19 protein-coding genes and 1 tRNA gene are annotated in these 14,402 nt (G+C 23.3%); 16 read left to right on the top strand and 4 right to left on the bottom strand.

Annotated features, from left to right (window positions below):
• Window positions 1-65 precede the first annotated feature (65 nt).
• The 7 genes from AACK86_RS03615 to AACK86_RS03585 all read left to right on the top strand — a co-directional run bounded on the left by AACK86_RS03615 (window position 66) and on the right by AACK86_RS03585 (window position 6,035).
• Entirely contained in the window at window positions 66-659 is a 594-nt protein-coding gene (locus AACK86_RS03615; protein ID WP_338981327.1) for an LPXTG cell wall anchor domain-containing protein, read from the top strand.
• 60 nt (window positions 660-719) lie between these two features.
• Window positions 720-1,253 (top strand): hypothetical protein, encoded by a 534-nt coding sequence (locus AACK86_RS03610; RefSeq protein WP_338981325.1) that lies wholly within the window; start codon window positions 720-722, stop codon window positions 1,251-1,253.
• Entirely contained in the window at window positions 1,253-1,948 is a 696-nt protein-coding gene (locus AACK86_RS03605) for a hypothetical protein (RefSeq protein WP_338981323.1), read from the top strand. Before AACK86_RS03610 ends, AACK86_RS03605 begins: the two co-directional genes overlap by 1 nt.
• A gap of 132 nt (window positions 1,949-2,080) precedes the next feature.
• Complete coding sequence (locus AACK86_RS03600) at window positions 2,081-2,347, top strand: hypothetical protein (RefSeq protein ID WP_338981322.1); 267 nt, start codon at window positions 2,081-2,083, stop codon at window positions 2,345-2,347.
• A complete protein-coding gene (locus tag AACK86_RS03595) occupies window positions 2,347-3,006 on the top strand; it encodes a hypothetical protein (RefSeq protein ID WP_338981320.1) in 660 nt (219 codons plus the stop codon). The genes AACK86_RS03600 and AACK86_RS03595 overlap by 1 nt, the downstream gene beginning before the upstream one ends.
• 17 nt (window positions 3,007-3,023) lie before the next feature.
• Entirely contained in the window at window positions 3,024-4,523 is a 1,500-nt protein-coding gene (locus AACK86_RS03590) for an AAA family ATPase (protein ID WP_338981318.1), read from the top strand.
• An 18-nt stretch (window positions 4,524-4,541) separates the two neighbouring features.
• The gene (locus AACK86_RS03585) at window positions 4,542-6,035 is read left to right on the top strand and encodes a VWA domain-containing protein (protein WP_338981316.1); all 1,494 of its coding nucleotides are present in this window, start codon (window positions 4,542-4,544) and stop codon (window positions 6,033-6,035) included.
• A gap of 472 nt (window positions 6,036-6,507) precedes the next feature.
• Here AACK86_RS03585 and AACK86_RS07575 read toward each other — a convergent pair whose 3' ends face one another.
• Both AACK86_RS07575 and AACK86_RS07570 read right to left on the bottom strand, forming a co-directional pair.
• The gene (locus tag AACK86_RS07575; RefSeq protein ID WP_422398215.1) at window positions 6,508-6,975 is read right to left on the bottom strand and encodes a transposase family protein; all 468 of its coding nucleotides are present in this window, start codon (window positions 6,973-6,975) and stop codon (window positions 6,508-6,510) included.
• Entirely contained in the window at window positions 6,917-7,336 is a 420-nt protein-coding gene (locus tag AACK86_RS07570) for a transposase family protein (protein WP_422398214.1), read from the bottom strand. The genes AACK86_RS07575 and AACK86_RS07570 overlap by 59 nt, the downstream gene beginning before the upstream one ends.
• A 165-nt stretch (window positions 7,337-7,501) precedes the next feature.
• On the opposite strand from AACK86_RS07570, the gene AACK86_RS03575 reads away from it, so the two are divergent.
• The 8 genes from AACK86_RS03575 (at window position 7,502) to AACK86_RS03535 (ending at window position 12,631) form a co-directional block, all read left to right on the top strand.
• On the top strand, window positions 7,502-7,735 hold the full coding sequence (locus AACK86_RS03575) for a hypothetical protein (RefSeq protein ID WP_338981312.1): 234 nt from the start codon (window positions 7,502-7,504) through the stop codon (window positions 7,733-7,735).
• 608 nt (window positions 7,736-8,343) lie between these two features.
• Window positions 8,344-8,670: a hypothetical protein gene (locus AACK86_RS03570; protein ID WP_338981310.1), complete on the top strand. Its 327-nt coding sequence runs from the start codon at window positions 8,344-8,346 to the stop codon at window positions 8,668-8,670.
• Between the two features lie 2 nt (window positions 8,671-8,672).
• Window positions 8,673-8,894 (top strand): hypothetical protein, encoded by a 222-nt coding sequence (locus AACK86_RS03565; protein WP_338967872.1) that lies wholly within the window; start codon window positions 8,673-8,675, stop codon window positions 8,892-8,894.
• On the top strand, window positions 8,894-9,055 hold the full coding sequence (locus AACK86_RS03560; protein ID WP_338981308.1) for a hypothetical protein: 162 nt from the start codon (window positions 8,894-8,896) through the stop codon (window positions 9,053-9,055). The genes AACK86_RS03565 and AACK86_RS03560 overlap by 1 nt, the downstream gene beginning before the upstream one ends.
• 495 nt (window positions 9,056-9,550) lie before the next feature.
• On the top strand, window positions 9,551-10,090 hold the full coding sequence (locus tag AACK86_RS03550; protein ID WP_338981306.1) for a hypothetical protein: 540 nt from the start codon (window positions 9,551-9,553) through the stop codon (window positions 10,088-10,090).
• A gap of 286 nt (window positions 10,091-10,376) precedes the next feature.
• On the top strand, window positions 10,377-11,684 hold the full coding sequence (locus AACK86_RS03545) for a hemolysin family protein (protein WP_338981304.1): 1,308 nt from the start codon (window positions 10,377-10,379) through the stop codon (window positions 11,682-11,684).
• A gap of 93 nt (window positions 11,685-11,777) precedes the next feature.
• Window positions 11,778-11,860 (top strand) — tRNA-Leu (locus tag AACK86_RS03540).
• A gap of 24 nt (window positions 11,861-11,884) precedes the next feature.
• The gene (locus AACK86_RS03535) at window positions 11,885-12,631 is read left to right on the top strand and encodes an RNA methyltransferase (protein WP_338981302.1); all 747 of its coding nucleotides are present in this window, start codon (window positions 11,885-11,887) and stop codon (window positions 12,629-12,631) included.
• A 215-nt stretch (window positions 12,632-12,846) separates the two neighbouring features.
• Here AACK86_RS03535 and AACK86_RS07565 read toward each other — a convergent pair whose 3' ends face one another.
• Both AACK86_RS07565 and AACK86_RS07560 read right to left on the bottom strand, forming a co-directional pair.
• Window positions 12,847-13,239: a transposase family protein gene (locus tag AACK86_RS07565; RefSeq protein ID WP_422398306.1), complete on the bottom strand. Its 393-nt coding sequence runs from the start codon at window positions 13,237-13,239 to the stop codon at window positions 12,847-12,849.
• The gene (locus AACK86_RS07560) at window positions 13,224-13,676 is read right to left on the bottom strand and encodes a transposase family protein (protein ID WP_338982632.1); all 453 of its coding nucleotides are present in this window, start codon (window positions 13,674-13,676) and stop codon (window positions 13,224-13,226) included. Before AACK86_RS07560 ends, AACK86_RS07565 begins: the two co-directional genes overlap by 16 nt.
• A gap of 525 nt (window positions 13,677-14,201) precedes the next feature.
• On the opposite strand from AACK86_RS07560, the gene AACK86_RS03525 reads away from it, so the two are divergent.
• Window positions 14,202-14,399 (top strand): hypothetical protein, encoded by a 198-nt coding sequence (locus tag AACK86_RS03525; protein WP_338981300.1) that lies wholly within the window; start codon window positions 14,202-14,204, stop codon window positions 14,397-14,399.
• Window positions 14,400-14,402: the final 3 nt, after the last annotated feature.

Raw genomic sequence — 14,402 nt, 5'->3', positions numbered from 1 at the left:
AGAAATTATTGTTAGTATTGTTGCTAAAAATATTGTGTTATTAAATAATGAAAGAATGGTTAAAAATGTTAAATAAAAATGATTTAAATGAAAGTAATGATATTTATGAAATAGGTAAAAAACGATTAGATCAAAATAATAATCGCATTATTACTTTAAAGCAAGATATTAATGCCACAAGAATTTACTATGGCTCATTTTTAGAAAAAATGGCACGATTAATATTAATTTTAAGTCAGGTTTTATTTATTGTTACTATTTTTTTAAATGCTATTAATTATGCGAAATGATTTTTAGATTTTAATAGTGAAGTCACAACAACAGTTAGAATGATTATTATTTCCATAATATTTATTTTTTCAACGATTATGGCGTTATTATCGTCATTATTTTTTATTATTCCATTATTAGTGTGCAAAACTATTGTTAGTATTAAAAGTTGGTCAATTGTGTTTATTTTAACTGGTATTATCATTTTTTCTCTTATTTTTGCATTTAGTATTTATTTGAGAATTTATAATATTGGAACAAATAATACTATTATTTTAAGTATTGTGGGGTTTATTTTATTAATAAGTGGCGCGTTATTGTTATTAAGGAAAGTGAAAAATATGTCACGTGATTTAGAAAAAGCAATTATTGAAAGTTATTTTCTTTAAATATTATTTTGAACATTAAATTTAAAATGTTATAAAAGATGATGAAAAGTGGTGATATAAGTGAGTTTGAAATTAATAAAAAAAGCAACATTAAAAGTTTGATGGAATACTAAACGAGAAATAACATTGCGGTTATTAATAATTATTAATGTTGTTTTATTTTTATGTTTAAGTTATTTCATTGGTTTTGGTTGAGGACAAAATTTGCAAATTGATAAATTTATTATTGGTTTAATAAAGGATAGAAAATTTTTTAAAAATTCATATTATTTAGGACTAAGTAGTTGTGGTTTGACAGCAGTTTTAACATTAATTACGCTTATTGTAATGTTAAAAGTTAAAGAAGAAAATTTTTTGAAAATATGAGTTATCATAATTGCTGTTTTATGAATAATTTATTTTTTAATAGTTTTTACTATTAGTTTATTAAATAACTATTGACCACAATGATTATTAACTAGTTTTATTATTTTTAATTTAAATTTTCTTATTTTAGAAGTTAGTACCATTTTTTTATTTAAAGAAATAAAATATCAAAAAATTTTAAAGTTATCTTTTGAATATAAAAATGATAATAAAATTGGAGTAAAATAATGAAAAAAAAAGTTAAAAAATCACAAAAGAAAAAAATAAAGATTAGTAATAATCTTTATTTAAAATTATCAGTTTCTTTTTCAATTTTAATTATTTTTGTTAGTATTGGTTTTACTATTTTTAAATCTTATAATTGGGTATTTGAATATAATCCCTATAATAAAGATTGTATTAATTTTTCAAAAGAAATTGATAATATTTTCTTATTTGGCAAAGAACATAAATTTTTTGTTGCTGAAAAATCTAACGAACAAAATTTTTTAACAAAAGATTTAGCAAATTCAATTGTTAAAGAATTTAATGAACGATCACTAGTTAATAGTTTATCCTCAATTAATTATACTTTAAGAAAGGAATTCTTAGATAAATTAAATATTAAAAAAGATGGTTTAAAATTTTTTTATGAAGCAAAGGAAATTAAGTATCTGAAATTTTTGCCAGTTAGACATAATATGAATAGTTATGGTGTTGTTAATCTTAGTCATAATAACTATTGGTATAATTTAAAAATTAATTATTTATATCAAATAGTTATATATACCGATAAAGATGTTAAACCAACAATTTTAAATAAAAGACCTTTATTTACTTATGAGATAAATAATATTGATATAAAAACATTAATCCAAAAATATGTTGAAAATTTCCCTAGTTTTTTTGATTTAAATAATTTTATAAATAATCATTTTCTTTAAATTTGTAATTATAATATTAATGATATTCATCAAGATTTTCAAAATCAACTTGAATTTAAGGTATACTATCAATACGCAATATATTAATAGTTTAAAGCAGTTAGATAGTTTTAGCTTTAATAAAAAAATTTATTGTATATTAAACTAAGAAACTTGCAAATTAATTTATCAAAAACAAATATTAATTTTAATATTAAGGAATTACCTAAATATGAAGGAAGAAAACAAAATGATAATAACTCTAGTTTACGACCAACTTTTTTAGGAACAATCCTATTAACTGTTAATGATCAGCAATTAGAAGTAAAATTGAATTTTCAACCACAAGAAATTATTATTTTTGAATCTGAGACTGACAATGTTGCGAATTTAAAAATGAATAAAGGAGAAGTTAAATAATGAGTTCAAAAGAAAAAAAATTATTTAGTTTTAGTGAACAATTCCCAGAATTTGATAAACTAGAACAAGAATATAATGCTTCACCGCCAACTAAGAAATTAAATGAATTAGATGAACAACGATTTCAATATGTTAATCCGCTTCAAAATAGTTTGTCGCAACGAAAAATGTATTGAGATTCGAAATCGGAAAGAGGTGCTCGGATTTTAATTATTTTCGCACAAATTTGTTTAGTAGTTATTTCGTATTTTTTTGGTCGCGATATTCTTGGGAAATCAATTTTATTATTAGCTGATCAATTAGATTTTCAATTTATTACAGATTTAGAAGTATCATTTGATAAAATAATTGGAATAATTTTTTTAACTTTATCGACATTATATTCATTATTATATTTTATTCCTATGGCCGTTTGTCGGCGTGCGGGCACTATTTTTGGTTGAGCGATAGCATATATTATTTTTGCTGTTTTTTATTTTTTAATAATGATGGTTTTTATTGTGATGGCTTTAGTAGTTTTTTCTAGTTTTAAATTTGTCGCGACTAATTTAGCAATTTATTTAACAATGATTTTTATTTTAGTAGTAATATGAATTGTTGGTGCTGCTGTGTTAATTGTCAAAGCTGATGATATTAAACAACAAATAAGTGTTGAATAAAAAGGAGAATGAAAATAATGGCAAATACAGAACTTAGGCAACGAATTTTAAAGTTAATGCAACAAGCATCAGTTGGTATTTTTGAGAAAGAAAATGTTTTTAAATTGGCAACATTAGCAATGTTAACTGGTGAATCAATTTTTCTTTTGGGAAAACATGGTGTAGCTAAGTCGTTAGTTTCACGGCGAATGAAATATTTATTTTGCCAAGCCAATGTTTTTGAAAATTTAATGAATCGTTTTTCAACGCCAGAAGAAATTTTTGGACCAATTTCAATAACTGATTTACAAAATGGTATTTATCGGCGGTTAACAACAAATTATTTGCCAAGTGCGGATATTGTATTTTTGGATGAAATTTGAAAAGCTGGACCTTCAATTCAAAATACATTGTTAACGATTATTAATGAAAAAATATTTCGTAATGCGGGGAAAGATTATAAGGTACCATTAAAATTATTAATATCAGCATCAAATGAATTGCCAGAAGTTAATCAAGGATTAGAAGCATTATTTGATCGCTTTATTATTCGTTATGTGGTTTGCAGTATTGCTAATGAAGAAAATTTTAATGCTATGATTGAATCAGCAACTAAATTAGATGTTATTGTTGATGAACAATTACAAATTACTAATACTGAGTATCATACTTGGTTACAAGAAATTGCTAAAGTAAAATTATCAGATTTATCATTAAAGTTTATTTCTCGGTTCCGGAAAAAATTATATTTAGTAACTGAAGGGAAAGCATATATTTCTGATCGTCGTTGAAATAAGATTGCTTTTTTGATGAAAGCATCGGCTTTTTTTAATGCTCGTCTTGAAACTGATAAACCAGATTGAATTATTGTTGTTCATTGTATTTGAGATACAGTAGAACAACAAAAAGAATATGCTAGTTTATTTTATGAGGTTTATACTAATGCATTAACATATGAGTTAAAAGAAAAACAAGAACAACTAGAAAATCGATTAGATAAATTAAATGAACAATTAAATAAAGTTCAATTAGAAAATATTAAGTTTTCAGTATATACTAATCCTTTTAAAGGGCAATTAGTTGGTAATTATCATCGCTTATTAGTAACAAATAAAGATTTGCCGATTTGTTTTCTTTCATTAGCTGATTATCAAAAAATTAGAAAAAATTTTGATGATTTTGAAATTGTTAAATTATCTTTTGGGAAAACCTTAAATCAATTAAATCGTCATATTAAAGTCAATTTATCTTATTATACCGATAATAAGTTAATTGATAGCAAAAAAAATATTTATCCGATTGAAATTGAAGATTTGGAGTCAACTTTAAATCAAGTTACAAAAATAACAAAAGAGGTTGATAAAACGGAAAAAGAAATTAAAAATTTAACAAAAGATTTTAAAAATGAAAAAGACCGTTTATGTTCTTTATCAGCAATATTTTTTGATGAACAGTATAAAATGATTTTAGATGTTGCTTTTAATGATTTAGAAACTATTGATGAAGAAAAATTTGATATTTTACAAATTAATTCATAAGAAAAAGAGTTGTTACAAATGATAAAGTTTTTAGAAAATGCTATTGATTTAGAATTAAAAAAGCAAATTTTACTATTAAAAGAAGTTGATAAAAATATAAAATCATTTCAAACTTTTAAAACTAATTTTAAATGATTGGCAACAGCATTTGATGATGAGATTAATCATTTTTATGCGAGTCAAATTGAATCAGAAATTATTTCTCAATCATTATCGGTTAACATTAAACAAGAAATTTATTTATATTATTGAATTCGTGAAAATGGCATTAAAGGTTTAAAAGATAATTATGAAAAAGTATATTTTACTTTAGAAAAGGTGGTATCACCATTTGTAATGAAAATGAATTACTATCACTATCTTTTAAATGATAAAACGAAAGACTTACAACTTATTTTTCAAAATTTTATTAATAATTGAGAACAATTATTAATAAAGCGAGTTATTGATTTTAAATTATCATCAATTAATGAATTAAGAAAAAAATATTTACGCGAAGTATATGACCGCATTGAAGTTGTTAAAAAATTTCGTCGTTTATATGGATTTATTTGAAATTTTTTTGGTCGTTTTTGAGATGGCAATGTTAAAGAACTTGAAAAGTTAGATTTAACACAATTACAAAAATTGGCAAATTTTTTGCAGACTGATCCGGCAATTATGACAATTGCTAAATTATTAGGACGATTAAAAGGGCAATCTGATAAATTAGAAGCCGTAATTACTGAAAAGATTAATATTGAATATGAAATTCGTCCTGCTAGTAAATGACCAGAAGAAATTATTGGGATTACCGAAAGTGCTGATTTAGAACATTTATTACCAATGGAACTAGTTCATTTAAATATTCCTAAGTTACAACCAATTTTTTATAAAAAATTTCTTGAAAAAAAATTATCAACATTTGAATTTATTTCTAATGATGTAGTTAATGTTGAAACAATAACAAAAGAAAAAAGTCATCATCCACTTCCAGAAACTGAGGGACCATTTATTTTGTGTATTGATACTTCAGCTTCAATGCGTGGTGAACCGGAATATATTGCTAAGGCATTAAGTTTAGCAATTGTTAAACTTGCTTTAAAGCAAAGGCGAGATTGTTATATGATTAATTTTTCTGATTCGTTAGAAGTATTTGATTTAACAACAGTTAGATCATCATTAAAAAATTTAGTTAAATTTTTATCACATTCATTTCATAGTAGTACGAATATAACTCCTGCTATTATTCAAACTATTAATGTGATGAATTATAAAAAATATCAAAATGCTGATGTATTAATTATTAGTGATTTTTTAACAATTGATTTATCATCAAAACTAGTTAATCAAATTCAAGAACTTCATAATAATCGTAATCGTTTTCATTCAATAACTATTGGTAATAATGGAAATGAACAAGTAACAAGATTTTTTGATAATAATTGAATATATGACCCGCAAAATCCTTTTACTAAAAATGATATTATTGCGGATTTAGAAATTAAAACTAGGAGTAAAAGTAGTGAATAAAAAATATTTAAGATCTAATCTTTTAGAAAAAAGAGGAATTCATTAATGTGAATAAAATTTAAGGCAATACTTTTTAAAAAATCATTTAGTTTAACTTTTTGTGGATGCATACTATTATTATTTTCGTTACCATTGTGTGTTTTGATTGTTGATATTCTAATAGTAGTAACCAATTATTAAAAATTAATCTTGCATATATTTTAAGTCTTTCGCCAGTAACTTCATCATCAAATGTGGCTTTGATAACTTTTTTGTTATGAGGATTTTTATTTTCTTTAGCAATTATTCCTTTTGTTTATTGAATAGACTTCTTGCATAACCTATTAAAAAAATTACAAATATTTGTAAAAAGACAGTAATAGAAAAATATAATTTTAATTAATTATGTCTTTTATCTAAAAAATTAATATTTTGCCACAACAAAAAATGAATTTATTATTTAAATTCTTTAATTTTAAATAAATCTTTTATGTTAAATTAATAATTGCAAATTATAAATTGAGGCAATTAAATTAAATCTTAAACCAAATCTTTTTCTACGATTACGATATTTTTCTGTCATAATTTTAAATTTTTTAAGAATAGCAAAAATATTTTCAATAATAATTCTCATTTTTGAAACTAGTCTATTATGTTGCTTTTGTGCTTTATTTAAATGGTTTTTCTTTGTTTTCTTTGTAGGTATTAGAACATTATTGTGAATTTTTTGTATTCCTTGATAACCACTATCAACTATTAATTTGGTATTTTTTAAAATTGGGATTTTTGATTCTTTAAATAAAGCATAATCATGTTTTTTCCCAAGTGAAAAACTTGTTGCAATAATTTTTCTGGTTTCTTGTTCGATAATTACTTGTGTTTTAATGGTGTGTTTTTTCTTTTTACCAGAATAAGATTGTTTTTGTCTTTTTTGGGCGTTGGATTGGAGTTTCGGTAGCATCAATAATAATAGTTTTATCATTAAAATAATCATTTATTAGTGCTTTTTTACCAGCAAGTTGTTGAAAATCAGAGTTTTTAATTAAAATATCTTCAATTCACTTGATATTCCGATAACAATTAGCTTCACTAATTCCGAAATTTTTACCAAGATGAAAATAAGTCTGATATTCTCGTCAATATGATAAAGTCATCAATAATCTATTTTCTAGTGATAATTTATTAGTTTTACCACCTTTTTTAAATTTTTCTATTTCAGCTACTTGTAAAATATCTAACATTTTATTAAAAGTGGATTTTTTTATTCCTGTTAATCTTAACCATTCTTTATCATTAAGAGTATTAAATTTATTATTGTTCATATTTTGATATCCTCATAAATTATATTTTATAAGAATATTTTAATAAAAAAGGTATCGCAAGAAGTCTAATGAAAAATGATCATCTGTAATATAGCACACACTTATGTTAGTTTAATAATTTGTGTTATTACGATTATTAGTGTTACTAATGAGGGATTAAAAATCATGAATGTTTGAATGGTTTTTATTACTTTTGCAATTGGCATTACTTATGAATGTTATGAGTGAGTGTTAGAATTTTTACAAAATAAACAACAACATTTAAATCAAATTAAATATGCTTTAAATAAAGAAAATTCTATTAATCAAGAAGAACAATTATTAATTGCAGTTGATAAATTAAAAATTCGTTTACAAAAATTAAAAAAAAACATTGGATTGTGCTCATATAAATGGTAATATCATTTCACAAAATTTAGAATTGAAGCAAATTAAAAGTTCTTCTTATAATAAAAAATATTATGAAAATAAAGTTAAGGAAAAAAATTTAGTTTAGGATATATTAAGGGACGCATAAAGTTTTGTTAGGTGGGAAAATATTTGAATAAGTATTAAGACAGTCAGCAATGGTTGTCTTTTTATTTTATAAGATGTTAAAATTTGTTCTTTGAAAATTAAATACAAGTGAGTTAATAATGTTGGTATGTATTAAAGCACGATAAATTGTGGGTGGTCGCCATAACCAAAAGAAGTTTACCAGTTAATAGATAACATCCTATTAGCTATAGCAATTTGTTTCGTTTTGCAATAAAAAAATGAATGGGTGGAGTTCCTAAAAATATACACGCTATTAAATTAGTTCCAAGGGTAGGGCGGATATTAAAGTGTAGAAATTTCTATATAGGGATATACTAAGTTTAAAATTATTAAAATCTTTATCTAATTAAAAAAAATTTACTAACAAAGCTTGTTAAACACTTAAATCTGCGATATATAAGTGTTTAAAAAAGTAAGTTAACTAACTTAGTTAATATAACTTAGTTTATTTATAAGAAAGGTAATTTATTATGAAAAACATTGAAAACATTTTCTTAAATACTAAAAAATATCTTTTAAAAGAAACACAAGACGCAATGTTTATTAAAGCACCAAAAATTCCGTGATTTAATGAAAAAATCGGCATTTGGTTTCCAAAGCGATTTGTTTATAAAGGAAAATATGAAAATTCTATTTGCATCGGAATAATAAAAGATAGTAAATATCAAGTAATTTCAGTTAATCAACAACAGCAAGAAACCAAGTGAATTAAAGGACAAGAATTATTAAGTTTCTTCATTGCCGAAAAAGAAAACAACAAAAAAGATACAAATTATAACTATTTTAAAGGAGTTTAAAAATGAATATTGCGATTGGAATAATATTTACTATTATTTGCATAATGTTATTGGCATATTTTGCTTATAAAATTTATGCCAAAATAAAAATGCGAATTAAATATAAAAATGCCATTAAAAATAATACTGGTAATTTTACAAAAGACGAAAAAGTATTTATTGCTCGCTTTGAAGAATGAGTTAAAGCTCCTAATTCAAAAGAAAATAACGCGGATAAAAAATAATGTTTTGAGAAATTATTATGGAATTCTTAAAACTGTTTGTTCCGACAGAAAAAATGCCTGCACAAGTTGCTTTTATTGCCGGATTAATTATTATCATTACTTTTCTTTTCGCATTAATTTCAATTATGTATTTACCAATAAAAATGATTTTTGGGAGATAAAAAATGATAATAAACTTAAAAGAATTTAATTGAGAACAAATTAAACAAACTTTCTGAGATTTATTTATTAGACTTCTTGCATAACCTATTAAAAAAATTACAAATATTTGTAAAAAGACAGTAATAGAAAAATATAATTTTAATTAATTATGTCTTTTATCTAAAAAATTAATATTTTGCCACAACAAAAAACGAATTTATTATTTAAATTCTTTAATTTTAAATAAATCTTTTATGTTAAATTAATAATTGCAAATTATAAATTGAGGCAATTAAATTAAATCTTAAACCAAATCTTTTTCTACGATTACGATATTTTTCTATTACTGTCTTTTTACAAATATTTGTAATTTTTTTAATAGGTTATACAAGAAGTCTATTAAAGAATTACAAAAACATTATGTAAATATTAATTATGACAAAATAATTGTTTGTGGCGATGGTGATACTTGAATTAGAGAAATTGCCAATAGTTTTGGTAATGTTAGATATATTTTGGATGGTTATCATGCTATTAAAAAATTAAAACAAACAGCATTTAATATTATTTTTGAAAATCGTAAAGTAACACTAAATAGTTGAATTAAATTATATAAGGATGGAAATCATCAAGAATTAATCAAAAACATTCGTAATGTTGCTAAAAATGAATTAAATAAAGATATTAAAACAAATTTAAGGAAGGCGAGTAATTATTTCAGTAATAATAAGCAAGGTATTCATAATCAAAATTTAGAATGAAATATCGGTTGTAGCATTGAAAGTGATGTATCGCATTTAGTAAAACAACAATTAGGATACGGAGCAAAAATATATAATCATAAGAATTTAAATAACCTATTACATTTAAGAATGGCAAATTTAAACAAATTAAATGTATTACATTATATTAATGAAAATATTAATTCAGAAATAGAAATCAGAAAAGAAATATATAAAAATTCATTATGAAATAAATATAATAATAAAAATGATGATAGTTGAATTAATTATAAAGGTAATGCTGTAACAAATAAATATAATAGATTTAAGTAAGTAAAAATATTAGTTAAAATTTAATAATAATTAATAATTTTTTATTGTGTAAAAATTCAATAAATATGATAAAATAAAAAAGAATAAAAATGACAATAACAAGAAAGGTATGGTTAGTTTAGTAATTAAATAATATAATTAGCTGATTGTTTTACTTCTTCAAAGCAATACCTAAGAAAACTAAAAGCGACCTATATTAAGAATTACTTAATACCAATGGGTTTTTTTATTTTATAATTATAGCCCATATTTAAAGAAACTATCTTTTAGGAGGAATTAATAATTAATGGAAATTGATGATTGGCTCATTTTTAATATGAGTTGACAAATTACATTATCTTGGTTAGCACCAACAATATTTATTTTATTATTTTTAAGTGCTTTTTTTTCAGCAATGGAAACAGCATTAACTTCAATTAATATTATTAGGATTAAAAATTTAGCAAAAACTAATAAAAGGCAGGCAAAAAAAGCTAAAAGAGTATATCTTTTAGTTAAAGATTATAGTATTACGATTACAACGCTGTTAATCGCTAATAATTTAGTTAACATTGCTTTAGCGACATTTGTTACTTTCTTTTTTGATAATCAATTGGGTTTACCAACATATTGATCACTAATAATATCAACAATGTTTTCTTTAGTAATTGTATTGTTATTTGGCGAAATTATTCCTAAAAATATTGCGCGATGAATTCCTGAAAGGTTAGCTATTAGTTGTTCTTGAGTGATTGTTGTGGTGCGGTTAATTTTTTACCCGTTAGCTTATATGTTTTCAAAAATTAAATTAAAATCAGAGCATCCTTCAACAACAGAAAGAGAGTTATTAGAACTTGTAAAAACTATTGAAAATGAAGGAGTTTTGGAAAAGCAAGAGCGTCATTTAATTACTTCAGCAATTATGTTTGATGAAAAAACTGTTAAAATGGCAATGCAACCAAGAGATAAAGTAATAACAATTAATTACAATAGTTCTATTAGTGATATTAAGACTTTATATCGGCAAAAGAGGTTTACTAGAGTACCTGTAATAAATTCTAATACTAAGGTTGTTAAGGGAATTCTTAATGTTAAGGATATTATTATTATTAATACTCTTGATGATGAATCATTAACGATACCAGCGCTTTTGCAAAAACCGTTATTTTTGTCTAAAAATACCAAATTAAGTGTTGCCTTAGAAAAAATGCAAAAGAGTAAGATGCATTTAGCAATTGTAACAAGTAGTAAAACTAAAAAAGATTTTATTGGTATTATTACAATGGAGGATTTAATTGAAGAATTAGTTGGTGAAATTTATGATGAGCATGATGCAACAGGAAAAATTTATGAAATTGGGCATCATAAATTTCAAGTAGTAGGAACAATTAAGTTAAAAAAGTTATTTCAAACTTTAAATGAATCAGTACCTGTAACAAATGCTAAGTCATTAAATGAATGATATCGTGAAATTAGCGGTGAAGGAAAAATTACTAAGAAAAGTCCAGAATTTCAATATAATAACTATATTTTCCGAATTATTAAAGTAAGAAATTCTTATGCTTCGTTTGAAATTGAAGTATTAACAAATAATAAAACTGAAAATTGAGAATAGTTAATTGGTTGCCTGTTATTATTAAGTAATAGGCGATTTTCTTGGGGAAAATATTGATTTTTTAGTAAAACTACTATATAATTAAAAAATAAGGCCCAAGTGGTGGAATGGTAGACACAATGGTCTCAAAAACCATCGGTTGATCCGTATCGGTTCGAGTCCGATCTTGGGCACCATTAATTTTAGAAAGCATTTTTGATATGAAAATAATTAATTCAATAGATAATTCATTAATTAAGGATTTAGTTAAGTTAAAAGAGAGTAAGTATCGTAAAGAAAAGGAACAGTTTCTTATTGAAGGGTTTCACTTAATTGAAGAGGCTAAGAAACAAAATAAGTTATTAATGATTTTAACAACACAAGATATTGCTAATAAAATAGAAGATTTTAGTAATATAATTGTTGTTAATGAGCAAATTATTAAAAAAATATCTACAACTGTTAATCCACAACCAATTATTGGTGTTTGTAGTTTTTTAGATAGTTATGAAGTTGATAAAAATTTAGTTGTTATGTTAGATAAGATTCAAGATCCGACTAATTTAGGAAACGTCATTCGTAGTTGTGTTGCCTTTAATGTCCAAACATTATATATTAGTAATGATAGTGTTGATATTTATAATGATAAAGTAATTCGGACTTCAATGGGGGCGATATTTCATTTAAATATTATTAAAACTAATTTGGAACTTATTATTGCTAGTGTAAAAGATAAAGGTTTTAAAGTTTATGGTACAGTATTTAAAGAAGCTAATAATCGTTTGCGAGATGTAAAATTTAATAGTCAAGTAGCATTATTATTTGGTAATGAGAGTAAAGGAATAAATCCTCATTTATGACCATTGATTGATGATAATTTTTATATTCCAACATCAAATGGAGTAGAATCTTTGAATGTTGCTAATGCTTTAACTATTAGTCTTTATGAAATAATGAATCAAAATTAATGTAACTTTTTTAGTTGCATTTTTTATGTCTTAGAGGGGAGCTTATTAGACTTCTTGCATAACCTATTAAAAAAATTACAAATATTTGTAAAAAGACAGTAATAGAAAAATATAATTTTAATTAATTATGTCTTTTATCTAAAAAATTAATATTTTGCCACAACAAAAAATGAATTTATTATTTAAATTCTTTAATTTTAAATAAATCTTTTATGTTAAATTAATAATTGCAAATTATAAATTGAGGCAATTAAATTAAATCTTAAACCAAATCTTTTTCTACGATTACGATATTTTTCTGTCATAATTTTAAATTTTTTAAGAATAGCAAAAATATTTTCAATAATAATTCTCATTTTTGAAACTAGTCTATTATGTTGTTTTTGTGCTTTATTTAAATGGTTTTTCTTTGTTTTCTTTGTAGGTATTAGAACATTATTGTGAATTTTTTGTATTCCTTGATAACCACTATCAACTATTAATTTGGTATTTTTTAAAATTGGGATTTTTGATTCTTTAAATAAAGCATAATCATGTTTTTTCCCAAGTGAAAAACTTGTTGCAATAATTTTTCTGGTTTCTTGTTCGATAATTACTTGTGTTTTAATGGTGTGTTTTTTCTTTTTACCAGAATAAGATTGTTTTTGTCTTTTTTTGGGCGTTGGATTGGAGTTTCGGTAGCATCAATAATAATAGTTTTATCATTAAAATAATCATTTATTAGTGCTTTTTTACCAGCAAGTTGTTGAAAATCAGAGTTTTTAATTAAAATATCTTCAATTCACTTGATATTCCGATAACAATTAGCTTCACTAATTCCGAAATTTTTACCAAGATGAAAATAAGTCTGATATTCTCGTCAATATGATAAAGTCATCAATAATCTATTTTCTAGTGATAATTTATTAGTTTTACCACCTTTTTTAAATTTTTCTATTTCAGCTACTTGTAAAATATCTAACATTTTATTAAAAGTGGATTTTTTTATTCCTGTTAATCTTAACCATTCTTTATCATTAAGAGTATTAAATTTATTATTGTTCATATTTTGATATCCTCATAAATTATATTTTATAAGAATATTTTAATAAAAAAGGTATCGCAAGAAGTCTATTAAATAAAAATGGTTAAGAAGATAGCACATGATTATTATTGCTACCACGATATATAAATCAAATGCTTAATTAAAAAAAATTTTAAAATAATAAATTAATAATGAAATAATGTTTCAAAGAAAAATTTTTTTTCATTTTATAGTGTATTAAAATAAAACTTGCTTTAAGATATTAAATTAATTAGTAAGAAAAGAAGGAATGTTAGGGTGAAAAAAATATTAATTATTGGCTCAGTAATTGTTGGTCTTGAACTTGCAAAGAAATTATTAGCACAATCTAAATAATAAAATAACAATTATTGAAAAAAATCAAGATGTTTGTTCCGAAACATCAATTTTAAATTCAAATATTATTCATATGGGTTTTGACGCAACACCAGGAACTTTAAAAGCAATTTTGGGAATGCAAGGTCATAATATTTGAAAAAAAGATATTTATTCATTAGTTGGTAGGCAATGGGACTTAGTTATGGGGTTTCTAAATTTGTAATGGGTTCTGTTGGTGATCGTAGTAATGCGCGTTGATTCTTAGGAATCGGTTTAATTTTGTCATCATTAATGAATTTTGCAATGGGATGAACGATTGGTATTAATATTACTAATATTAGATTTCTTGCGATACCTTTTTTATTAAAATATTCTTATAAAATATAATTT

Source organism: Spiroplasma endosymbiont of Eupeodes luniger (assembly GCF_964019525.1).
Taxonomy (GTDB): Bacteria; Bacillota_I; Bacilli_A; order Mycoplasmatales; family Nriv7; genus Nriv7.
Note: the sequence above shows the minus strand (reverse complement) of the source record. Positions and strands in the feature narration are given on the sequence as shown.